The sequence below is a fragment of the Streptomyces sp. NPDC018833 genome (assembly GCF_044390825.1).
GTDB lineage: Bacteria > Actinomycetota > Actinomycetes > Streptomycetales > Streptomycetaceae > Streptomyces.
Genome location: NZ_JBIRZM010000001.1, coordinates 602,518 through 623,183 on the forward strand (window position 1 = coordinate 602,518; position 20,666 = coordinate 623,183).

Below are 20,666 nucleotides of genomic sequence, written 5' to 3' on the forward strand. Positions count from 1 at the left end.
CATGGCACCGCGCCGTGGCGGCCGCGGCGGCGGCGGGAGCGTTCGCCGCCAGGGGCCGGTGACCGTGAGCATCGAGGGCCTGGACCGGCTCGCCGACCAGCTCGAGGAGCTGGAGACGTCGATTCGGCACGCGTGCTTCCGCGCGGTCAAGGAGGCGTCCGAGGCGGTCGTCGCCGACGTCAAGGCGAAGGTGCGGGTCGACTCGCACAACCTTCAGAACTCGGTAAAGGCCCGCTACCGCAACAACGAGGTCCTCGCCGAGGTCGGCTGGTGGGACGCCGACGACCAGTACGCGATTTACCACGAGTTCGGCACGAAGAAGATGCCGGCGAACCCGTCGCTCGGTCCCGCGCTCGAGCAGGAGCGCACCAAGATCGGCGACCGGATCAAGGCCGAGGTGAAGAAGGTGCTGCCGTGACCTCACCCCTGCCGCTGCTGTCCGTCCAGACGGCGCTGTACGCCAAGCTGACCGGCGACGCCACGCTCATGGACATGGCCACCGGCGTGTACGACTACGTGCCCGAGGACGCCGTCTATCCGTACATCGTGATCGGCGAGGCGATCGAGACCCCGGACAACGCTCACGACCGCTTCGGCCGGCAGACCGTCCCCACGCTCCATGTGTGGGACCAGCACCGCGGCTTCCGGCGCGTGCTGCAGATCGGCTCCCGGGTCAACGCCTTGCTGGACCACCAGCCGCTCACCATCAGCGGCCTCCACCACGTCGTGACCCGGTACGAGTTCTCACAGACCCTCACCGATCCCGAGCCGCCGGGCGACATCCGGCACCTGGTGCTCAGGTACCGGACCCTCACCGAGCAGACCCCGTAACCGCCCGCCCCTGAGCGCGCGCACGCAGACAGGAACTCTCCATGGCAACCCTGACAGCCACAACCGTCACCAGCGTGGGCGGCCTCGCAGACCTCGCCGCGGCGGCCGTTGCCGCGTCCAGCGGCGGCGACACCGCCCCGGTCGGCCCCGGCTACGCACTGGTGTTGATCAACGGCAGCGCCGCGACCCGCACCGCCACGATCGCCACCCCCGGCACGGTCGACGGCCACGCCGTCGCCGACGCCACGCTGGTCGTCGCCGCCGGGGACACCGGGATCATCCCGCTGACCAACGTCTTCCGCGGCGCCACCGACCGCGCCTCCATCACCTACGACGCCGTCACGACGGTGACCGTCGCCGTCATCAAACTGGGAGCCTGACATGGCAGGTAGGGACGCATTCGGCACGCAGTTTCTGCGTGACACCACCGGCGCCGGCGTCTTCGGCCTGATCGCCAACGTCACCGACATCAGCGGTCCGTCGCGGTCGCGTGAGGCGATCGAGGTCACCGCCCATGACAGCCCGGACAAGTACCGCGAGTTCATCAAGGGCCTGAAGGACGGCGGCGAGGTCGAGATCACCCTCAACTACGACCCGGGCGCCACCTCGCACACGGCTCTGGACTCGGATTTCGAGGAGGACGACCTGCGCGACTACCGGGTGGTCATCCTGCCGGGCGACGCGGATGAGCACACCTGGGAGTTCTCCGCGCTGATCACCGACCTTGGAGACGAGTACCCGACCGAGGACAAGATGGAGCGCACCGCCACGTTCAAGATCTCCGGCAAGCCCACCCTGACCGCGACCTGAGCAGGAGCACCACGTGGCATCACTGAAGGACCTCATCCGCCAGGCGGCCGACATCAAGGTGCAGGACGATGTCGAGATCCCCGAGTGGGCGCCCGGCGTCATGTTCCGCGTCACGGGCCTGCCCGCCGGCGACTGGGAGCAGTACCAGAACAAGCTGTCCAAGGTGACCCGACAGGACCAGGCGTCCGGTGTCGAGGTCAGCATCCGGTCCAACAAGGCCGAGATCGTGGCGAAGGCGCTGCGCGACCAGGAGACGGACGAGCTCGTCTTCCCCGACCTGCGCGAGGGCATCTCGATCCTGTCCAAGCGCAGCGCCGGCATCGTGAACGGGCTGTTCAACCTCGTTCGCCACCTGTCCGACGACGACAAGGACTTCACCCAGAAGGTGAAGGACGCCGAGGGAAACTCCGCCGGCGACCAGAGCTGAAGCTCCTCTACGACCTGTCCGCCGCGTACCAGCTGCCGCCGGACGAGGTCATGGACCGGTTCACCGAGGAGCAGATGATCCACCTGGTCGCCTACCAGAACCTGTACGGGCCCATCGGCCCGCGCCGGTTCGACGTGCTCTTCGCGCGGCTCGGCATGGACGTGGCCGCCCCGCACATGAAGAAGGGCAAGAAGCCGCGGCTGAAGGACCACATCGTCGAATGGTCCCGCAGCGCCAGGCCCCGCAAGACCGGCCACGAACTGCTCGCCGCCGTGAAGGGCCTGCAGGCCCGCTTCGACAAGCAGCCCGATACACGCAGGGGGTGAATGATGCCGGTCCTGGACGAACTCCTGGTACGCATCGGGATGGACACCACCGGTGTCGAGGAGGGCACCGAGCAGGTCAACCAACAGATGGACGGCCTGGCCGCACCCGCCGCGGCGGCCGGCATCGCCGCGGGCGGACTGTTCATCGCAGGCCTGACCAACGCAATGGACGCGAGCTCAGCCAACACCAAGCTGCAGAACCAGTTGAACCTCAACGACGAGGAGGCGGCCCGCGCCGGCACCATCGCCGGTGACGTGTTCTCGGCCGGGTTCTCCGACTCGATCGGCGGCGTGAACGAAGCCCTCGGCGCGGTCGCCTCGAACCTGGGCGGCATGGGCAAGGTCGGCGACAAGGAGCTCGCCTCGCTTACGAAGGCCGCGATCGGCCTCGCGGACACCTTCGAGTTCGACGTCGGCGAGTCGACGCAGGCCATGGGAACCCTCATCAAGACGGGCCTGGCGAAGGACGGCACCGAGGCCATGGACCTGCTCACAGCGACCGCGCAAAAGCTGCCCAAGGCGTTCCGCGAGGAACTCCCGTCACTCACCCGCGAGTACGGCGAGTTCTTCCAACAGCTCGGTTTCACCGGCCCCGAGATGATGGGACTGCTGACCGAGGCGGCGAAGAACCCCACCTTCGAGCTGGACAAGATGGGCGACGCCTTGAAGGAGTTCACTCTCCTCATGGCGGACACTGGGAAGGTCAAGGAGCCGCTGAAGGAACTGGGCCTGGACGTCAAAGAGATCCAGAAACTCATGAACGAAGGCAAGGGCACTGAGGCTTTCGACAAGGTCACGGGCGCGCTGAAGGATGTCGAGGACCAGACGAAGCGCACCTCTTTGCAGGCGGCTCTCTTCGGCGGCCCCGGCGAGGACATGGGAAACAGCTTGCTGAACCTGAACGCCTCCGGCGCGGCCGCCGCGAACGGCTTGGACAAGGCGGCGGGCTCGTCGAAGGAGCTGACCGACAACATTGCCGCGTCGGCGTCCCTGAACTCGATCTGGCGGCAGATTACGACCACGCTCGGCGAATTCCTCGCCCCGGCGCTGCAGAAGGTCAGCACGTTCATGAACGAGCACCCGGGCCTGATCAAGATCCTGGTGCCCATCGTCCTCGGCCTCGCCGTCGCATTCGGGATCTTCGCGATCGCCGTGTGGGCCGTGAACATCGCGATGCTGGCCAACCCCGTCGCGTGGATCATCCTGGGCATCATCGCCCTGATCGCCGTAGTCGCACTGATCATCATCAAGTGGGACGAGATCAAGGAGTCCACGGCCCAGACCTGGGGCTACATCGTCGACAAGCTGGGCGAGGCCTGGGGCTGGATCACCAGGAAGGCCAGCGAGCTGTGGGCATGGCTGGGCGGCGTCTTCTCCGACGGCTGGAACTGGATCGTCCGCAACGTGTGGAACCCGGTGAGGGATTTCTTCACCAAGAAGATCCCCGGCTGGGTCGGCGACGGCGTCCAGTGGGTCAAGGACAAGTGGAACGACGCGGTCGGCTGGTTCGCCGGCATCCCCGGTCGCCTCGCCTCCGGCGCGAGGGGCATGTGGAACTTCGTCACCGACGGCCTCAAGAGCGCCCTGAACGGGGCGATCGGGCTCGTCAACGACGGGATCTTCTTCATCAACGACAAGCTGATCGCCAACGCGAACCGGCTGCCCGGGGTGAACATCCCCTGGATCCCGTACATCCCGTACCTCGCCGAGGGCGGTGTCACGACCGGGCCGACGCTGGCGATGATCGGCGAGGGGGCTGAGCAGGAAGCGGTCCTGCCGCTGTCCAAGCTCGAGCACATGATCAGCATGGGTGGGCACGGCGACATGCGCGCCCCGTCCGTCAGCAAGGTCCAGCCGATCGAGGTCCGTGTGACCGCCTCCGTGGACGGCTCGGCGTTCGCCGACGCGTTCAAGTACGAGGTGCGCACCCGGGCCGGCGGATCCGTCGCCCGCTACGCAGGAGAGGACGACTGACGATGGTGTCCCTGCCGCCGCCGCGGACCACGGAGCTGTTCTATGACGGGCAGTGGCATGCCATCTCTCTGCGGGAGTCGACAGCCCTGACCATCGAGCGCGGGGTGTCCTCCGAGGGCAGCCGCGCCAACCCCATGGCCGCCGAGGCCACCGTCGACAACCGCTCCGGCGACTACAGTCCCCGCAACCCCAACTCGCCGCTGTACGACCTGATCGGCCGCAACACGCCGATCCGCCTCTCCGTCGATGCGGGCGGCCCGCATCTGGACATGACCGCCACCGGCATCCACTCCGTATCGACCCCCAACTCTGCGGCCCTGGACGTCCTCGGCGACATCGACGTCCGCGTGGACGTGGCACTGCTCGACTACAGCGACCCGCAGATGCTGGCCATCCGCTGGGCCGCCGGCGGACACCTGCACTGGGCGCTCGCGACGGGCGCCGACGGGCAGCTCATCCTCTGGTGGTCACCGACCGGGCTCTCGGCCGCGCAGCGGTGGGCCGAGTCCACGATCGCCGTGCCCGCGCACCACGGGCAGCGGCTGACAGTGCGGGCCACGCTGGACGTCGACGACGGCGCCGGCGGCTGCCAGGTCCGGTTCTACACCTCCAACAGCCTGAACGCGCAGGTGTGGAACCCGCTCGGCGACCCGGTCACCCCGACCGGCTCCGGCACCACGTCCCTGTTCGACGCGGCCGCGCCGCTGTACATCGGGGACAATCAGGTCTCGCTGACCCCGGACGGCACGTCGGGGATCACTCGCCTCAAGGGCCGGGCATACGGGCTGCAGGTGCGGAACGGCATCGACGGCACCCTCGTCGCTGACGTCGACACCGCCGCGCAGGCCGCCGCGGGCGGCAGTTCGTTCACCGACGCCACTGGCCTCGTGTGGTCGGTGACCGGGACCGCGACCTTGTCCACCCGGCACGTGCGCATGGCGGGCGAGGTGCCGGCCTGGCCGCCGGAGCGAGACCTGTCCGGCAACGACCGCACGACGACGATCTCCCCAGCCGGGATCATGCGACGCCTCGGCGCCGGCAACAAGCCGCTCGACTCCGCGCTGCTGCGCTTCATCCGGGCCAACGCTCCGATCGAGTGCTGGCCGCTCACCGACCGGAAGCTCTCGAGCCGCGGCGCCTCCCTCCTCGGCGGATCGCCGATGACTCCCCATATCGACTTCGGCAGCGGGGCGGTGCAGTGGGGTGAGGGCACGCTCGCCGAGTGGATCGAGCCCGTCGCCCGGTTCCCCGCCGAGACCGATGGCACCCTCCTCGGCTATGTGCCGAACAGTGCGGACGCCGCGACGGGCTGGTCCGTCGACATGTTCTTCGCCGGGATGGGCACCGAGCAGGATCTCCTCGTCACCGACCGGGGCGCGGGCGTGGTGGGGAACACCCGCCAGAGCTGGTATCTGGCCCTGGTCCAGGGAAGCGACGAGATCCGGCTGACCGGCTCCTCCGTGGACGACGTCAGCGGATCCTCCACGCTGCTGACCACGATCACCGGCGCGGGCGTCTTCGACGAGGGGATGCACCACATCCGGCTCATGGTCACCCCTGGCGGCTCCAACACCGCCTGGGCGATCTACGTGGACGGCGTGTCCCGGGCCACGGGAACCTACGCCCCCATCGGGAAGGCCGCCTATTCCATCAAGCCCGGCTGGTGGGCGTCCGCCGTCACCGACGGGACCGCCTCGAACGGCTACATCACCTACTGGGGGCCCGCCGCACCGACAGCGGCCGCCGTCTACGAGGCCTTCCTGGGCCATCCCGGCGAGGCCGCCGGCACCCGGGTGCTGCGCGTGTGCGAGGAAGCAGGCGTGACGGCGTCCATGTCCGGCGTCCCGTCCGAGCAGACCGCCATGGGCTTCCAGAGCATGGAGACCATGCTCGACACGCTGAACACCGCGGCGAAAGCCGATATCGGCTACGTCCTCGAGCAGCGCGACGACCGGGCCCTGATCTACCGAGGGCGGGCCACCCTGTACAACCAGGAGCCCGTCATCACCCTCGACTTCACCGAGGGGTTGATCAGCGCCCCGTTCCGGCCCACGGACGACGACAAGGACACGCAGAACGACGTCCAGGTCCAACGCCAGGCCGGCGGCAAGGGGTATGCGGTCCTCGAAGAGGGGCGCATGTCCGTCCTTGATCCGCCGGACGGCGTGGGCCGGTACGACCGGGCGCACACCCTGTCCCTCGCCGAGGACGCACAGGCCGACCAGCTCGCCTACTGGATCATGCACGTCGGTACGTTCGACGGGCTGCGCTACGCGAAACTGACCCTGAACCTGGGCAACCCCCGCGTGTACGCGATGGTCAACGACATCCTCCGCGCCGACGTCGGAGACAAGATCCGCATCACCAACCTGCCCGCCGACTACGGGCCGGACGACGTGGACCTCATCATCCGCGGCTACACCGAGACCATGGGTGATGAGGAATGGTCCATCACGTTCAACTGCGCCCCGGGCGAGCCCTATGACGTGCTGCAGCTGGACACCTCCGGATACTCCAAGCTCAACACCGCCGGATGCGAGCTGGCGGCCTCGATCGACGCGGACGACACCGCGCTCACGGTGGCCACGACCGAAGGGCCGCGCTGGATCACGACGGCCGAGGACCCGGGCGCCTTCCCGTTCGACGTCGCCGTCGGCGGGGAGCGCATGACCGTCACCGCCATCACCCAGGCCGTGACCGACACGTTCGGCCGCACGGTGGCCAGCGGGTGGGGTACGGCGGACGTCGGCGGCGCGTGGACCACATCCGGCGGCAGCGCCACCGACTACGCCGTCAGCGCCGGCGTGGGCACGCACACGCTGACGACGACGAACACCTCCCGGCGTAGCTCGCTCGCCGGCCCGTCGGCGGACTTCGACATGCAGGTGGACATCGCCATCAGTGCCCTGCCCACCGGCGCGTCCATTTTCGCCGGGCTGATGGCCCGAGTTGTCGACCTGAACAACCTCTATACGGCCAGGTTGGAGTTCACGACGTCGTCCACGTTGATCCTCACCATCCGGGAGCGCGCGGCCGGTGCGGAGGCCACCCTCGGTGCGGCGTACACCGTGCCGCTCACCGTCGCCGCCGGCACCTCCTACCGGCTCCGTTTCCAGGGCGACGGGACGACCCTGCGGGCGCGGGCCTGGCTCGCATCCGGCTCGGAGCCCGGCCGGTGGCTCGTCGACACCACCGACGCGACCCTCACCGCCGCCGGACAGGTCGGCTGCCGCTCGATCTCCTCCGCGGGCACCACGAACGTCAACCCGGTAATCCGATACGACAACCTCGCCATGGCCACCCCCCAGCGCATGACAGTCACCCGCTCCGTCAACGGCGTGGTCAAGGCCCACGCCGCGGCCGCACCGCTGCGCCTCGCCGACCCCGTCGTCATCCCCCTGTAAGGAGGGCCTCGTGGCCTACACCCCGTTCTACTCAGGGCAGGACGCCACCGCTGACCTGCTCGGCACGCAGCTGATCGAGGAGCTGATGGAGTGGACCAGCTTCGCCAACCTGGGAACCTTCGCCAGCGGCTTCACCGCAGGCTCGAACACGCCGATGCTGCGGAAGATCCAGATGCTGGGCCAGGAGCGCTGGGAGTACAAGGGCCGCATCTCGATCACGGCCGGAACGCTCGTGGCCAACACGGACACCACCGTCTTCACCTTCGACGCGGGCTACCGGCCCACCGTCGAACACGGCTGGGCCGTGTGCAGCGCGAGCAGCGACTTCTTCCCGATCCGGATGACGCTGCAGACCAACGGCCAGATCAGGGCCGGTGTCCCAACCGAGGCCGGCAACAACGCCAACGCGCTGCTGCTGGACGGCGTGTACATCGACGAACCCATCTGACCAGCCCACCAAAGCCGCCCCGCATCGTCGGGGCCTTCTTCGTATCTGGAGGCATCCATGCCCGGACCCGTACCGACAGTGGGCCGCATCGTCCACTACACGCTCAGCCTGCAGGACGCGGATGCCGTCAACCGCCGCAGGGCCGAGGCCACCTCTGCCCGAGCCTCCGAGAATCCGGAGATCCGCCCACGCTACGTGGCCCACGTCGGCAACCACGCCTCGGCAGGCGACGTGTTCCCCGCGATGGTCGTCCGCGTCTGGCAAGGCGACGAGGCCAGCGTCCAGCTGCAGGTCTTCCTCGACGGCAACGACACCTACTGGGCCACCTCCCGTCGGGAGGGCACCGGCCCTGGCACCTGGTCCTGGCCGGAGCGTGTCTGATGGCCACACCCTTGTCCGCCGACCAGCTGGTGAGGGCACTGCGGGGCGAGGGTCTGCGCGTCGTCGAGCACCGATCGTGGCGCACCCACAACCGCAACCACATCGGCCCGTGGGGTCCGGTGAACGGGGTGATGATCCACCACACCGTCACGTCCGGGACGGCATCGTCGGTGGAGCTCTGCTACAACGGCCACTCCAGCCTGCCCGGACCGCTGTGCCACGGCGTCATCGCCAAGGACGGCACCGTCTACCTCGTGGGCAACGGCCGGGCCAATCATGCCGGGCTCGGTGACGACGACGTTCTCCGGGCCGTGGTCGACGAGACGAGCCCGCTCCCGGCCGACGACGAGGCGAACACCGACGGCAACCGTCACTTCTACGGCTTCGAGTGCATCAACCTCGGCGACGGCAAAGACCCGTGGCCCGCCGTGCAGCTGGCGGCGATCGAGAAGGCTGCGGCCGCGATCTGCCGCGCACACGGCTGGTCCCACCGCAGCGTGATCGGGCACCTCGAGTGGCAGCCCGGGAAGGTCGACCCCCGCGGCTTCGGCATGGACTGGATACGCGGCCTCATCAAAGACCGCCTCGGCCGCCCCGCCGGATCCGCCCCCACACCAATTCCGTCCGAGGAGGACGACATGCCCCTGAGCGATGAGGACCTGGACCGGATCGCGCTGCGCGTGAACGGCTACCGCAACAAGACGCAGGACGCGGCCAGCGTCGCGGCGGGGAAGGGCCATATCCCCGACGTCTACGCCATGCAGCAGGGCACCTACGGCTCGGCCCGCGCACTCGTCGCTCAAGTCGCCGCGCTCACCACCACGGTCACCGCCCTCGCCCAAGGCGGCGGACTCGACGCCGCAGAAATCCAGGCCGCCGCCGAGGCCGGCGCACGAGCAGCACTCGCCGAACTCGGCGACGCCCTCACCAACTGACCAGGAAGGACCCCGTCATGGCTTCACCCGTAGAGAAGAAGGTCACCTACGCCAGCGCAGGCGCATACCTCGGCAGCGCAGGCCTCCTCGCCATCCTGACCGCAATCCAGGGAGACGCGGGCCTGGTCGCCCCACTGCCGGACCCGCTGGAGCCGTTCGCCCTCGGCCTGATCCCGGCCGCGATCACGTTCGTCGGCGGCTGGTACGCCAAGCACACCCCGCGCGCCTGATCGGAGCCACCCGTGTCTGATGAGCCGACGAACGGCGAACTCGGGCGGCTCATCGAATCCCTGCGCACCGACATGCGCGAGGACCTCGGGCAGCTCAACGCCCGCCTCGACAGAGTCGTGCCGATGGACGTGTACACCATCGAGAAGACCGCACTCAGCGAGCGGGTCTCAACGCTGGAGACACAGCGCGAGAAGGACGCCGACCGGATCACCGGTACCCGCCGCTGGGTCATCGGCACAGTGATCACAGTCCTGGCTGTGCTGCTGCCATACCTGGGCACGCTCGTGAAGGGAGCAGCCGCATGACCCGCCTCTCCTCCCGTCTGCGCCGCTGGTCATGGCAAGGCGACCTGCTGGCCGTCCTTGGAGCGCTGCTCGCCGCCGCGGCGATGTTCACCGTGCAGGACCTTGCGGCCGACCTGCGCGAGGCGAACGCCGCCCGGGATGCGCTGGCCGCGCAGGTGCAGCAGCTGGGCGAGAAGCCTGTCGCCGGCCCGCCCGGGAGTCGAGGCGAACCCGGCGAGGGAACGGTCGGTCCCTCCGGACCGCCTGGCATACAGGGTGTCCCCGGCGAGCGCGGGCCGACCGGACCCTCCGGGCCTCCGGGTCCGACCGGGAAGACCGGCACCCCTGGTGCGGACGGCGTCGGCGAGACCGGGGCTCCGGGACAAGACGGCAGCGTCGGTGAAGCGGGCCCGCCCGGACCGCAAGGCGAACCCGGACCCGCAGGACCAGCCGGCCCGTCAGGACCTCAGGGACCTCCAGGCGAAGACGGAGCCGACGGGGCGGACGGGGCGGACGGCAAGGACGGGCAGACTTGCCCCGACGGGTACAGCCTGCAGCCCGCGAAGGGCGACCCCGACGCACTCGTCTGCCGGCGGGACAGCGCCCCGCCACCGGACGATCCCCCTGCGCCATCACCCCTCGCGCTCGACCCGAACCGCCGGCAGTACCCGTGACGCCATAGGAGGCCACCGTGCCGTTGCCACCCACCCGGGCTGTCACCGGGACCTACACCAACCCGGTCACCGGTGCCGCGGCAACCGGCACGGTGACCTTCGCCCCCATCCCCCGCACATGGACCGACACCGACGGGGAGCAGGTCCTCGTCGGTAGCAAAACCGTCACCCTCGTCGACGGGGCGTTCTCCCAGGCCCTCGTGACGACCGACGCCGCCGACGTCGAACCGGCCACGGGCCGCTACTGGCGCATCGAGGAACGCATCAGCGGTTACACACACCGCGTCCGGGTGTTCGCCCTGCCCCTCGGCGCGGGCACGCCGCTGGACATCACCGCGATCGTCGCCGCCGACCCCGCAGCCACCCAGTACACCCCCGTAGAGGGTCCGCAGCCGCCACTCGGCGCCGCAGGGGCAGGCGCGGACATCGCTCTCCGGTCCACCGATCCCACCACGACGAACGCCCGTACCCCAACCGCCCACAAGGCGAGCCATGCTACGGGCGGCACGGATGTGCTCGCCCCGGCAGATATCGGGGCCCTCCCGGCCTCGGGTGGCACCCTGACCGGCAGCCTGGTTCTCGCATCGACTTTCGACGGCGGCTCGAACACGACCGACTCGACTCGGCGACTCCAGCTGAACAGTCACCAACGAGCGACGTACCCGAACCACTTCGGAGAGCCGCTCCGCATCGACCTGGAGCGCGACGACGCCAAAGGGATGATCGCGTGGCGGGAGAACTACACCGGCAGCGGGCCCCGCTCGGTGGCGTGGATCGGCGCGCACGGCAAGTCGAACGACGGCGCGTCCTGGCACAACCACATCTCGATCGAGGTGCCGGACACGACGGGTGCGTTGCAGACGGCGCTGGAGATCCCGTTCGCGACGTACAACGTGGCGAACGGCTTCGGTATCTCCTCCTCTGACGTGTACGTCCGGGCCGTCGCCAAACTCATCGCAGGCGGCGTGCCGCTGTCCGTCGAAGGCTCGGCCGCGACGAACCGCGACCTCCAGTTCGGCACTACAGACGGCACGAACGTCGGCGGCAAGGACAGCTTCCGCCGCTGGACGATCCGCACCGACAACACCGGCGAGACCGGCGCCAGCGCGGGATCAGATTTCCAGATCGTGCGCCGCGACGACACCGGCACAGCCGTGGGCCCCGCGCTGTTCATCAAGCGCAGCAACGGCCAGGTCGGCATCGGAGGCGTCACCTCGCCCGGCGCGACGCTGGACATCGGCCCAGGCACGGCAACGGCCACGATGCGCATCAACAGGGGAACCACCGCCCAGTTCGCAACGATCGACCTCGCCACGGCAAGTACCTCACGGTGGGCGATCGGCCTGCGGAACGACTCCACGAACGACCTCCACGTGAGGAACGCCGCCCAAGGCCTGACAGGGCTGCTCGTCGAGGACCGGGCCACCGCCCCGAACATCAGCCTCCTTGCCTCGACCAAGTCCTATGGCTCCGGCGTCGGCGTTATCTACATCGCCAACGCCAGCACCGCCCCGACCACCAACCCGGCCGGCGGCGGCGTGCTGTACGTCGAAGCCGGCTCACTCAAGTGGAGGGGCAGCAGTGGAACCGTCACCGTCATCGCCGCAGCCTGAGCCGGATCCGCTCGCCGAGGCCTACCGCCTCATCGCCGAGCGTGAGCAAGAACGCATGCAGGCGTGCGCCGACGAGATTGAACAGGTCCTCGCCAAGCACGGCATGCGCCTCGACGTCACTCCTGCACAGATCAGCATCGTGCCAGCACGCTGACCACGCACCACTGCGCCCCCTGTCTGATCCTTCGGGACCAGGCAGGGGGCGCTTTCGTCATTCCCAGGCGTTGACGGCCGGCCGTACCCTGGCCGGACGAGACAGCAGAAGAAGGGGCACCACAGTGGACTTCCCCGACGACCTCACCACCGGCCAGCGCATCCGCCTCCTTCGAGAATCACGGGGCATGTCCCGCGAGATGCTCGCCGCCATGTGCGGCCGCGGCCCCGACTGGCTGAAGAAGATCGAATCCGGCGAACGCCCGCTCCGGTCCAACGCGCTGATCCTGCGCCTCGCCGGGGCGCTGCAGCTCTCGGACGCCTCCGTCATCACCGGTGCCGCCAGCGTTGCTCAGCCTGTTCAGCAGGGCCGACTCCACCACCCGGGCATGCCCGCGATCTGGGACGCCGTCATGAACCGCCGTCTCAGCATCACTCCGCCGGCCACGCCCGTCGACGTCGCCGGGCTCCAGGGTCGGATCGATCAGACATGGACGCTGTGGCACTCATCGGGCCAGAACCGCACGGAGGTGCTGCGGCTGCTCCCCGCGCTGATCCGCGACGCCGAGGCAGCCGCCCGCACCCTCGACGGTCAGCAGCGCCGCGCCGCGCTCGTCGCCGTCTCCGACGTCTACCGCCTCACCGGCCAGGCCACCGCCTACATCGCGCCCGGCGAACTGGCGTGGGTCGTCGCCGACCGGGCCCTCACCGCAGCGCAGGACGCCGACCAGCCCGCCGCCATAGCAGCCGCCGCGTGGAACATGGGCAACATCCTGCGCGAGACCTCGTACCCGGAAGAGGCCCTGCGCGTCGTCACGGAGGCCGCCGACCTCATCCGCCCCCACCTCGACGAAGCGCCCGACGACTGGCGCGGCATCTACGGCGCACTCCAGCTGCACGCCGCGGTAACGGCAGCGCGGGACGGACGCTCGGGCGATGCGTGGCGGTACTGGGGCGCGGGCGACCAGGTGGCGAAGTCCCTGCCCGCAAGCTACGTCCACCCGTCCACGGTCTTCGGCCGGGCGAACGTCGACTTCCACGAGGTCTCGGTCGCCGTCGACCTGCGCACGTCCGGCCGGGCGCTGTCGATCGCCGACGACCTCGACCCCGACGCCATGCCCTCCGTCGAGCGCCGGGCCCGCCTGTGGGTGGAGGTCGCCCGCGGCCACCTCCAGCGCGGCGACCACACCGCCGCGCTGCACGTGATGCAGATGGCCCACGACATCGGCGCCGAGACCGTGCAGTTCACCCCGTCCGCGCTCACTGCGGTGACGGACCTGTGGCAGGGCGCACCGCGTGCACTGCGCCCGCAGGCTGCCCGGCTGGCCGAGAAGGTCGGTCTGCGCGAGGTCGGGTAGAGGGACAGATTGGGACAGGGGGACAATCCGTCCCCGTTACTCGCCGGTATGCCCCCTACGGTGACGGTCCGTCAACGGCCGCTCACCGCAGGGGGATTCCCATGTTGGGCAACAACTGGCACGCCTCACCACGCAAGGGCACCGAGCCCACCGGAGACGCCGCGACCGGAGAGATCCGCGTACCGCTGGACATCTACAGCCTCGACCGCCCCCAGGGCCCAGTCGACCTCGTCCTCTCCAGCCGCGAAGCGGAGCAGCTGTACGCCCGCCTCTCCTACCTGTTGAGCCGATCCAGCCTCACCGCACAGCAGCACGCCGCTAAGGCTCTGTGATGGCGCGCGCCATCATCCGCGCCGCCGACTGGACCCTCGGACTCGACACCGAGGAAGGCGCACCCGAGAAGCCGCTGCACGAGGTGGAGTGCACCACGTGCGGCGACTCCTCCGGCGCCACCGAGGGCCGTCGACTGCCCGCCGAGACATGGGCGATCAAGCACACCGGCCAGCGCCCCGGACATCGCAGCTTCCGCGCGACACAGACCAGCTTCTGGCGCGTCACCCCCACCCCCGGCAACCCCTACACCGAGGTGACGCCGTGACCTGCGCCAGCTGCCACTGACTCCGCCCCGGCCGAATTCCCTGGAAGGACCGCAGCCGGGGCGGTTGCAAGGACAGTCACGTCCCAATGAAAGGACACACCACGATGGGCACCATCAGCAACGGGCTTGCCGTCAAGACCTACGAGAACACGAACGCACCCGGCCTGGACTGGCGCAAGTCCAGCCGGACGGACCTGGACCCGATCCTCAAGGACTGCGTGATCCTGGCCGCGGCGCCGGACGCAAAGGGCCACCCGCACCCGCACGTCCCGGACGGCACCCGCATGGTCGCCCTCTCCGACGACAAGGACCCCTCCAGCCCCGTTCTCCTGTTCACCCGCGCGGAGATCCGGAAGTTCTTCGAGGGCGTGAAGGCCGGCGAGTTCGACGACCTCATGGCCACCGACGAAGAGATGGAGCAGGCCAGCGTCGTCGTGGCCGCCTGACGTGGATGCCGCTCAAGTCAACCGCGTGTTCGCGTGGGCTGAACAGCGGTATTCGCGCACCCCGTGTCGCTGCGGGGGCCGGAACACCTTCGCCCTGGTCTACGACTACGTCGTCAGCATCGTGTGTGAGGACTGCGACGCGGTGACCCCCAAGGGCCGGCTCATCCGTCGCTCACCGAGCAGCGCGTAAGCCCCGTGGCCGCCCCGGCCGGCCTGCGTCCCCCGTCGCAGCCGGCCGGGGCTTCTTCGTGTCCCGATCCTGCTGCTCGCCGCCAGGGGTACTCACCAGTGAGTACCCCTTCCCTCGCGCACGCAGGTACGGGACAATGGATGTAAGCCCAGGTCAGCCCGCATCGGATCTACACGATTGCGTGAGCGGTGCGTGAGCGGAGGTCCCGGAGCGACCCAGAATTGCCGGAGTGAGCGGGAGTGAGAGGCCCACACATCCAGGGGTTTTCGGGGGATCCGGAGTGAGCCGGAGCACCTTGGTTAGATACCTTGGGACTCATAATCCGTCGGCCGTGGGTTCGAGTCCCACCCGCCCCACCACGGGTTTGTGGTGAAGGAACATTCTGACCAGCATGTTTGCTGGTCCGCCGGAGTGCAGCAGGGTCTTGGCGGCCCGTCCCGGTCATGGTTTCATGATCATGAGGACAAATTGAGGACGCAGGTCACGCGGCGCGACAAATTCCTTCGTCTGGACCATCGTCGTCGGCCTCCGGGCCCCTCTCCTGGGCCCTGGACTGGGGCGCCTCCCGCGCTGGGCGAGCTTTCCTGGGGCGCGGCACGACTGCGCTCGTCGACTCCGCCTCGGCGGTCAGGAGCTGAGGCAGGACGCTTGTGTAGGTGTCCGAGGTGATCTGGCGGGAGCTGTGCCCCAGCCGCTCTTGGACGACCTTGATGTCCGCCTTCCCCAGCAGCGCCAGCGTCGCCGACAGGTGCCGCGTGTCGTGCAGGCGGATCGGGGGGAGCCCGGACAGCTCGACGAGCCGCTTGAAGCATCGGCTCATCCAGTCGGGGTGAAGGGGCTCGCCGTTCTCGTGGGTCCACACCCGGTTGGTCTCGACCCACGCCTTTCACCGGACCACTGCTCGCGCTCCTGCTCCTGGCGGATCCGCCACTCACGCCACAGCTCGCGGGTCCGGGAGTCGAGCGTGACGGTGCGCACGCTCTCCTGCTTCGGGGCTTCGTCGTACTGGCGGTAGGCGATCTCAACGATCTGCGCGGAGATGCGGAACCAGGAGCCGGTCAGGCTGACCTCCGGCCAGGGCAGGGCGCACATCTCGCCGCGGCGCGGGCCACGGAAGATGAAGGCGTGCCACATGGCGCAGAGCCGGTTGTCGTGGACGAAGTCGAGGAACTGGCCGGTCTGCTCCGGCGTCCAGACCATGACCGGACTTGGCTTCTGGTCCGTGCGCTTCCACTCTTCGACCCGCTCTGCTGTCCAGACCAGCGCCTTGGGCCGCTTGACCGCCGGCAGCTCGACCATCGCAGCCCAGTTGGTCGAGTACTCACCCCGCTTGATGCCGCTGCCCAGGAACGAGCTGAGGGTGGCGTTGATGCGGTGCATCGTCGCGGCGCTGGTGATCTTCCGCTTGCCCTTGCGGCCCTCGCGCAACGCAGCGTTCGCGTCCAGGTAGGCCCGACGCGTGATCCGGCGATCCTCCAGGTCATGATCGGTCAGCAGCGGCCACACCCGCTCCGGTGAGGGTGGCAACGATCCGGGAAGCTTCCACCACCTCCACGTCGCCCAGCGGGTCGTCGCGGCTCACCGCTACTAGCCGGCGATCTGCGCGGCCACCAGGGCCGCGACAGCGGCGGCTACCACCGTGGCCGCGACCGCCCCCGGCCATGGCAGCGGATGCCACACCATCAGCACCGTGCTGCCTGAGACCCAGGCGATGTCCGAGGCCACGATCAGGGCGGCCCACCGCACCAACGGCCCGGTGGGCTGAACCGCCACCCACGCCACCAGTGCCCCGAACCCGGCTACCCCAGCACCCACCGCGGGCGGCACGCCGACCGGCCCGAGGCCCCACGGCTCGGCCACGCGCCAGCCGGCGGCCAGCAGCACCGTGCCGCACACCAGCGAGAACACGGCGTTGGCGCGCAGCGCCGCGCGCAGGCGTCGCGTGCTCGGCCATACCCCGGTTGGGACAAGGGGATCCGCGACTACGGCTGTCATGTCATCGCCTCGCCCAGGATGAGCCCGGCCGTGTCGCGGCCCGGTCGTGCCGCCGCTGTTTGGCCGCGGATGGAGTGCCGTGCTCCTCGCGCAGCGCGTTGTCATCGGCATTGGTGTTGCCGAGCAGCAGGTTGTCGCGCAGCGTGCCCGAAAGAACCGGGGCGTCGTGCTCGACGCAGCCGATGGCGGCCCGCCGAACGCGATGTCGGCGCGGGTCGACAAGGGCATAGCAGACTGGATGGCTCACACGCAAACGTGTGCACGCATCCCCCCTTACCGGGGGTACCGGGCCTACGTATCACGAACTCTCTTGTAAGAAAAGACAGTTGATGCGAGTCCGCTTATGGAGACCTTGTGCTCGAACACGAGGTCCCCCTAACGTGCTCGGTGTTCGGATCAGTCGAACACCGCGTGGTCGGTCCGCCGAATCCTGCCCCCGGCGCGCGGCAGCACATCACCACACCGCAGGCAGGAGCGGGGGACCCATCTGCGCCGTACGGGACAACGCGTACCCGGCCGGCTTGGGGTGAAGCCGTGAGAACCACGGCCGGGCGTTTCTCCAGCCCGAACCCGACAGCTCACCTCGCAGGCGTTCGGAGTACGGAGCAACCTTGATATCTGCAGTCGGACGACACCGCGCCCCACGCCCCCAGACCACCACCCGGCAGCTCGTCAGCCGTGCCTCTGCGGTCGCGGCGGCCGTCGGGCCGCCGGTCATCGGAGCCGGCACCGCCAATGCTCTGGACGGTGACGGCGACACCTGTACCGTCGCCTCCGGCGACTCTCTGTCCGCCATCGCGGAGGAACAGGGGGCCGAGGGCGGCTGGCAACAGCTCTATGCGGACAACAAGTCCGTCATAGGCGACGACCCGGACCTGCTGTCGATCGCACTGAAGCTGACGATGGACCGCCCCACCGACACCGATACCGGCACCACGACGGCGATCGGGGCATCGTACGGCTCGAACACGGAGGAGACGGCCCCGACCGCCGTACCCCGGTCGACGGGGGCACCCTGACCGCCGGCTTCGCAGACAGTGGCGACCTCCGGTCCAGCGGCACACCGGCCGGGACTTCGCCGTGCTGGTCGGCGCCACCGCAAGGGCAGCCACCGGCGGCACCGTGGCCTCGACGGGCTGGGACGACGGGTTCTGCTACGAGGTCGTCGTCAAGCACGACGACGGCGAGTACACGCAGTACGCGCACCTGTCCCGTATCGATGGGTCATCGGGCGCCACCGTGGAGAAGGGGCGTGCGCGTCGCACTCTCCGGTGCCACCGGCACTGTCAGTGGGCCCCACCTGCACGTCGAGAGGCCCACCACCCCGTAATACGGTCCGCCGTCGACCCGCTGGACTGGCTGCGGGACCACGGCGTGGAGACCTGACACGTCACCCTGGTCGACGGTTCGCCGCAGGGTCAGTGCGGTGCGACCTCAGCCGTAGACCCCACAGCAGCCGGTGGCCTGCAGTACCTCCCCCGGCGGCGTGCTTGGCGAAGACGTACTCGCTGCCCACTCGGCGAACCCGGATACCAGCGGCTGTCGTCGGTCGGATGGACGCTATGGGCGGCTGCCCGCCGCCACACCCGATCGTTGTCGATGATCCGACCGCCGTCTCCCGACCGGGACGACGCATGACCGCATGCCACAACCTATTCAACGACCCTGCCCGATGAGCACGTTCGGAGCCTGCCGCCCCACCCGGCACGCAAGAGGAGACATGATGAGACCGTTCGCCTTGAACTACGCCCGTCCCGCCGTGCGCCCGCCGGCCGTGGTCCCTTACGCCTATGACCCCACACGTCAATTGAACGTCCTGCCCGATGGGCGCCCGGCCATCAGCGACCGCGACCTGCTGCTGGCGTGCGGCACCACCACGTCCACCGCCGGTTCCCAAACGCACTTCGATGACTGACGGCCCCATGACCGTGCTCGTACTGACCTGCGCCGAGGACGTGACCGCGGACATGGTGGTGTCCGCCCTGGATAATGTGGGAGTCCCGGTCGTACGCCTGGACCCTGCCGACCTCCCGGGCCAGGCTGCCCTGTCGGCCGAATACGTGCGGGGCGACTTCGACGGACACCTGTCGGCCGGTGGTCGTGTGGTGAGCATGAGCGGACTGCGTTCGATATGGGTACGCAGGCCCGGCCGTCCGGCAGCGCATGCCGCCCATCAGTCCGCATGGCTCACAGCCGAGGCCGAACAGGCCCTGTACGGAACGCTGAACTGCGCTGGCGTGCGCTGGATGAACCACCCGGTCGCCGCCGCGCAAGCCCGCTGGAAACCATGGCAGCTACGCGTCGCCCACCGCAGCGGCTTCGCGGTACCCCCCACGCTGATCACCAGCTTTCCGCAGATTGCACGCGAGTTCGCCGCCCAGTACCCGGACCTCGTCGTGAAGCCGGTTTCGGGAGCGCATCCCAGCGACCCGCCGCTGGCACTACCCACCACCCCCGTCGAGCCGGACGCCGACTTCGACGGAGTGACCGCCGGCCCCACGCTCCTGCAGCAGCGCGTGCCCAAGTGTGCGGACATCCGGCTGACCTGTGTGGGGGACGAGCTGTTCGCTGCGCGGAGGGCGTCCGACCCCGACCAGGTGGACTGGCGTTTCACCGACAACGGCGGTGCCTGGGCTCCGGTCAAGGTACCCACCCGCATCGCGCAGGCGGTCCGCGCCTACATGTCCCTCGCCCAGCTCGCCTACGGCGCCTTCGACTTCGCTGAGGACGGTGACGGCACTTGGTGGTTCCTGGAGTGCAATCAGGGCGGGCAGTTCGGCTTCGTCCAACTGGAGACCGGCCAGCCCATCGCCGAAGCCGTCGCAGCCTGGCTGGCTTTGAGTACTGCGGTGTGAGCTGGTCCTCGAGCAGGTCCTCCAGCGTACGCAGGTGTATCCCGGACCGGTCGAGGACGACGAAGCCGCAAGTGTTCAGCAACGGGCGGACCTCGCGGATCGCGCCGGAGACGGTGGAGCGGTCCACTGCGTACAACTCCGCCAGTGCGGCGTGCGGCAGCCCCAGCGCAGCACCGCGTCCCCGTCCATCCAGTTGTGTTCGGGTCGCGTTCGGGACGCAAGGACAGGAACAGACGAGCAAGGGTCGAGAAGCACCAACCTGACTCACCCAGTCTGACCCGCTAAGACGTCATGGATGAGCGCGGATCGGCAAGGGCCGTCAAGATCCTTAAAGGACTCATGATCCGTCGGCCGTGGGTTCGAGTCCCACCCGCCCCACTGCTCAGGCCTGTGACCTGTGGATACGTCTCATCAGAGGCGCGGATTCAGGACTTTGGGCCAACGGACTGAATCCGCTGCTCGTGAGTTCAACGGCGATGCGCTGATCCGCACTTGGTTACTTCGTTGACCTGCGGTTATTCATCGTTCGGTTGCTCTCGCGGGCTGGAGCGGACGAGCTGATCGGCGGGCCAGGGCGGTAGTCGGGACGCTGATGGGACGCAGGGAATCGGAAGTGGCTGACTCGGGCCCATCCTGTCGACGCTGGCCAGTGGGGGACAGCGGAAGGCGTCGGTGGCGGCAGACCGCGGTGCTCCGGCCGCCCCTGCCGATCAGACCAGTCAGCCGTGATGGT

The 20,666-nt window shown here is 69.0% G+C and carries 28 protein-coding genes and 1 riboswitch; of the genes, 23 read left to right on the top strand and 5 right to left on the bottom strand.

Going from position 1 to position 20,666, the window contains the following annotated elements:
* Nucleotide 1: 1 nt before the first annotated feature.
* Genes ACH5AF_RS02745 through ACH5AF_RS02805 form a run of 13 tightly spaced genes read left to right on the top strand, consistent with a single transcriptional unit; the run spans nt 2 to nt 10,072 of the window.
* Nucleotides 2–418 carry an HK97-gp10 family putative phage morphogenesis protein gene (locus ACH5AF_RS02745; protein WP_398899523.1) on the top strand — a complete coding sequence of 139 codons (417 nt, stop codon included), beginning with the start codon at nt 2–4 and terminating at the stop codon, nt 416–418.
* Nucleotides 415–831 (top strand): DUF3168 domain-containing protein, encoded by a 417-nt coding sequence (locus tag ACH5AF_RS02750; protein ID WP_398899524.1) that lies wholly within the window; start codon nt 415–417, stop codon nt 829–831. Before ACH5AF_RS02745 ends, ACH5AF_RS02750 begins: the two co-directional genes overlap by 4 nt.
* A 41-nt stretch (nt 832–872) precedes the next feature.
* Nucleotides 873–1,211 (top strand): hypothetical protein, encoded by a 339-nt coding sequence (locus ACH5AF_RS02755; RefSeq protein ID WP_398899525.1) that lies wholly within the window; start codon nt 873–875, stop codon nt 1,209–1,211.
* A gap of 1 nt (nt 1,212) precedes the next feature.
* Nucleotides 1,213–1,641, top strand: coding sequence for a phage tail tube protein (locus ACH5AF_RS02760; RefSeq protein WP_398899526.1), 429 nt, complete (start codon nt 1,213–1,215; stop codon nt 1,639–1,641).
* A 13-nt stretch (nt 1,642–1,654) separates the two neighbouring features.
* The gene (locus tag ACH5AF_RS02765; RefSeq protein ID WP_398899527.1) at nt 1,655–2,068 is read left to right on the top strand and encodes a hypothetical protein; all 414 of its coding nucleotides are present in this window, start codon (nt 1,655–1,657) and stop codon (nt 2,066–2,068) included.
* 50 nt (nt 2,069–2,118) lie between these two features.
* Nucleotides 2,119–2,394: a hypothetical protein gene (locus tag ACH5AF_RS02770; RefSeq protein WP_398899528.1), complete on the top strand. Its 276-nt coding sequence runs from the start codon at nt 2,119–2,121 to the stop codon at nt 2,392–2,394.
* Nucleotides 2,395–4,368, top strand: a complete 1,974-nt coding sequence (locus ACH5AF_RS02775) for a hypothetical protein (protein ID WP_398899529.1) — start codon at nt 2,395–2,397, stop codon at nt 4,366–4,368.
* 2 nt (nt 4,369–4,370) lie between these two features.
* Nucleotides 4,371–7,772: a hypothetical protein gene (locus tag ACH5AF_RS02780; protein ID WP_398899530.1), complete on the top strand. Its 3,402-nt coding sequence runs from the start codon at nt 4,371–4,373 to the stop codon at nt 7,770–7,772.
* Between the two features lie 10 nt (nt 7,773–7,782).
* Nucleotides 7,783–8,220 (top strand): hypothetical protein, encoded by a 438-nt coding sequence (locus ACH5AF_RS02785; RefSeq protein ID WP_398899531.1) that lies wholly within the window; start codon nt 7,783–7,785, stop codon nt 8,218–8,220.
* 57 nt (nt 8,221–8,277) lie between these two features.
* Nucleotides 8,278–8,601 carry a hypothetical protein gene (locus tag ACH5AF_RS02790; RefSeq protein ID WP_398899533.1) on the top strand — a complete coding sequence of 108 codons (324 nt, stop codon included), beginning with the start codon at nt 8,278–8,280 and terminating at the stop codon, nt 8,599–8,601.
* On the top strand, nt 8,601–9,536 hold the full coding sequence (locus ACH5AF_RS02795) for an N-acetylmuramoyl-L-alanine amidase (protein ID WP_398899534.1): 936 nt from the start codon (nt 8,601–8,603) through the stop codon (nt 9,534–9,536). The genes ACH5AF_RS02790 and ACH5AF_RS02795 overlap by 1 nt, the downstream gene beginning before the upstream one ends.
* A gap of 17 nt (nt 9,537–9,553) precedes the next feature.
* On the top strand, nt 9,554–9,766 hold the full coding sequence (locus ACH5AF_RS02800) for a holin (protein WP_398899535.1): 213 nt from the start codon (nt 9,554–9,556) through the stop codon (nt 9,764–9,766).
* 12 nt (nt 9,767–9,778) lie between these two features.
* Nucleotides 9,779–10,072, top strand: coding sequence for a hypothetical protein (locus ACH5AF_RS02805; protein ID WP_398899536.1), 294 nt, complete (start codon nt 9,779–9,781; stop codon nt 10,070–10,072).
* Between the two features lie 29 nt (nt 10,073–10,101).
* Here ACH5AF_RS02805 and ACH5AF_RS02810 read toward each other — a convergent pair whose 3' ends face one another.
* A complete protein-coding gene (locus tag ACH5AF_RS02810; protein WP_398899537.1) occupies nt 10,102–10,437 on the bottom strand; it encodes a hypothetical protein in 336 nt (111 codons plus the stop codon).
* 305 nt (nt 10,438–10,742) lie between these two features.
* On the opposite strand from ACH5AF_RS02810, the gene ACH5AF_RS02815 reads away from it, so the two are divergent.
* From ACH5AF_RS02815 to ACH5AF_RS02840, 6 genes are all read left to right on the top strand, one after another.
* Complete coding sequence (locus ACH5AF_RS02815) at nt 10,743–12,338, top strand: hypothetical protein (RefSeq protein ID WP_398899538.1); 1,596 nt, start codon at nt 10,743–10,745, stop codon at nt 12,336–12,338.
* On the top strand, nt 12,307–12,492 hold the full coding sequence (locus ACH5AF_RS02820) for a hypothetical protein (protein WP_398899539.1): 186 nt from the start codon (nt 12,307–12,309) through the stop codon (nt 12,490–12,492). Before ACH5AF_RS02815 ends, ACH5AF_RS02820 begins: the two co-directional genes overlap by 32 nt.
* Before the next feature lie 124 nt (nt 12,493–12,616).
* Entirely contained in the window at nt 12,617–13,849 is a 1,233-nt protein-coding gene (locus tag ACH5AF_RS02825) for a helix-turn-helix domain-containing protein (protein ID WP_398899540.1), read from the top strand.
* 101 nt (nt 13,850–13,950) lie between these two features.
* Nucleotides 13,951–14,181, top strand: a complete 231-nt coding sequence (locus ACH5AF_RS02830; RefSeq protein ID WP_398899541.1) for a hypothetical protein — start codon at nt 13,951–13,953, stop codon at nt 14,179–14,181.
* The gene (locus ACH5AF_RS02835) at nt 14,181–14,447 is read left to right on the top strand and encodes a hypothetical protein (RefSeq protein ID WP_398899542.1); all 267 of its coding nucleotides are present in this window, start codon (nt 14,181–14,183) and stop codon (nt 14,445–14,447) included. Before ACH5AF_RS02830 ends, ACH5AF_RS02835 begins: the two co-directional genes overlap by 1 nt.
* Nucleotides 14,448–14,551: 104 nt before the next feature.
* Nucleotides 14,552–14,893, top strand: coding sequence for a DUF397 domain-containing protein (locus ACH5AF_RS02840; protein WP_398899543.1), 342 nt, complete (start codon nt 14,552–14,554; stop codon nt 14,891–14,893).
* Between the two features lie 671 nt (nt 14,894–15,564).
* On the opposite strand, the gene ACH5AF_RS02845 is transcribed toward ACH5AF_RS02840, so the two are convergent.
* From ACH5AF_RS02845 to ACH5AF_RS02860, 4 genes are read right to left on the bottom strand one after another with little or no spacing between them, the layout of a single operon-like run.
* On the bottom strand, nt 15,565–15,903 hold the full coding sequence (locus tag ACH5AF_RS02845; RefSeq protein WP_398899544.1) for a tyrosine-type recombinase/integrase: 339 nt from the start codon (nt 15,901–15,903) through the stop codon (nt 15,565–15,567).
* A complete protein-coding gene (locus tag ACH5AF_RS02850) occupies nt 15,900–16,610 on the bottom strand; it encodes a hypothetical protein (RefSeq protein WP_398899545.1) in 711 nt (236 codons plus the stop codon). The genes ACH5AF_RS02845 and ACH5AF_RS02850 overlap by 4 nt, the downstream gene beginning before the upstream one ends.
* A 60-nt stretch (nt 16,611–16,670) precedes the next feature.
* Nucleotides 16,671–17,078 (bottom strand): hypothetical protein, encoded by a 408-nt coding sequence (locus ACH5AF_RS02855; protein WP_398899546.1) that lies wholly within the window; start codon nt 17,076–17,078, stop codon nt 16,671–16,673.
* Nucleotide 17,079: 1 nt separating this feature from the next.
* Nucleotides 17,080–17,325, bottom strand: coding sequence for a hypothetical protein (locus ACH5AF_RS02860; protein WP_398899797.1), 246 nt, complete (start codon nt 17,323–17,325; stop codon nt 17,080–17,082).
* A 203-nt stretch (nt 17,326–17,528) separates the two neighbouring features.
* Nucleotides 17,529–17,686: riboswitch (cyclic di-AMP (ydaO/yuaA leader) on the top strand.
* A gap of 3 nt (nt 17,687–17,689) precedes the next feature.
* On the opposite strand from ACH5AF_RS02860, the gene ACH5AF_RS02865 reads away from it, so the two are divergent.
* The 4 genes from ACH5AF_RS02865 (at nt 17,690) to tgmB (ending at nt 19,933) form a co-directional block, all read left to right on the top strand.
* The gene (locus tag ACH5AF_RS02865) at nt 17,690–18,097 is read left to right on the top strand and encodes a hypothetical protein (protein ID WP_398899547.1); all 408 of its coding nucleotides are present in this window, start codon (nt 17,690–17,692) and stop codon (nt 18,095–18,097) included.
* 61 nt (nt 18,098–18,158) lie between these two features.
* On the top strand, nt 18,159–18,464 hold the full coding sequence (locus ACH5AF_RS02870; protein WP_398899548.1) for a M23 family metallopeptidase: 306 nt from the start codon (nt 18,159–18,161) through the stop codon (nt 18,462–18,464).
* 337 nt (nt 18,465–18,801) lie between these two features.
* Nucleotides 18,802–18,993, top strand: coding sequence for a putative ATP-grasp-modified RiPP (gene tgmA, locus ACH5AF_RS02875; protein WP_398899781.1), 192 nt, complete (start codon nt 18,802–18,804; stop codon nt 18,991–18,993).
* Nucleotides 18,994–19,000: 7 nt separating this feature from the next.
* Complete coding sequence (gene tgmB, locus ACH5AF_RS02880; RefSeq protein ID WP_398899782.1) at nt 19,001–19,933, top strand: ATP-grasp ribosomal peptide maturase; 933 nt, start codon at nt 19,001–19,003, stop codon at nt 19,931–19,933.
* Nucleotides 19,934–20,666 lie beyond the last annotated feature (733 nt).